At 63.1% G+C, this 1,148-nt stretch carries 1 protein-coding gene; it reads left to right on the top strand.

What is annotated here, in order from left to right; all coding sequences use genetic code 11:
* A partial coding sequence (locus tag I6E39_RS11000) for a glucose-6-phosphate isomerase (protein WP_235381624.1) occupies positions 1 to 1,148 on the top strand: 1,148 nt, incomplete at both ends.

Genomic DNA, 1,148 nt, shown 5'->3' on the forward strand with positions numbered 1-1,148 from the left:
CGTGACTATGACAAGGAGGAGTTTGCCCGCATCAAGGCCGCGGCCAAGAAGATCCAGCAGCAGTCCCAGGTGCTGCTGGTGGTCGGCATCGGCGGCTCTTACCTGGGCGCCCGGGCGGTCATCGACCTGCTGCGCTCCCCCAACTATAACCTGAAGCAGAAGGATACCCCCGACATCTTCTTCACCGGCAACGGTCTGTCCACCGACACCCTGCTGGAGGTCATCTCCCTGATCGGAGACCGGGACTTTTCCGTGAACGTCATCTCCAAGTCCGGCACCACCACGGAGTCCGCCATTGCCTTCCGCATCTTTAAGGGCATGCTGGAGAAGAAATACGGCAAGGAAGGCGCCAGAGAGCGGATCTACGCCACCACCGACAAGGCCCGCGGGGCCCTGAAGGGTCTGGCCGACGCCGAGGGCTACGAGGAATTTGTGGTGCCCGACGCCATCGGCGGACGGTATTCCGTCCTCACCGCTGTGGGCCTGCTGCCCATCGCCGCCGCCGGCATTGACATCGACGCTCTGATGGGCGGAGCCCGTCAGGCCATGGAGCAGCTGTCCGTGGGTGGCCTGGACAATCCCGCCTGGCAGTATGCCGCCGCCCGCCACGCCCTGTTCGAGAGTGGCAAGAAGGTGGAGATGCTGGCCGGCTACGAGCCCAGCTTCCGGTTCTTCGCCGAGTGGTGGAAGCAGCTCTACGGCGAGAGCGAGGGCAAGGAGCATAAGGGTCTGCTCCCCGCCAGCCTGGAGTATACCGCCGACCTGCACTCCATGGGCCAGTATATCCAGGAGGGCCAGCGCATCATGTGCGAGACGGTGGTGAATTTCGCCCCCAAGGGTGAGTTCCTGATCCCGGACGACCCGGAGAACATCGACGGCCTGAACTTCCTGTCTGGCAAGCCCCTGTCCTTTGTGGCGGACAAGGCCATGCGGGGCGTGATCCTGGCCCATGTGGACGGCGGCGTGCCCAATGTCCTGATCCAGATGCCCGCCATCAGCGAGACCAGCGTGGGCTATCTGATCTATTTCTTCGAGTATGTCTGCGGCCTGTCCGGCTACCTGCTGGAGATCAACCCCTTCAACCAGCCCGGTGTGGAGGCCTACAAGAGCAACATGTTCGCTCTTCTTGGCAAGCCCGGCTACGAGGA

This window comes from Pseudoflavonifractor phocaeensis (genome assembly GCF_021531375.1).
Lineage (GTDB): Bacteria > Bacillota > Clostridia > Oscillospirales > Oscillospiraceae > Lawsonibacter > Lawsonibacter phocaeensis_B.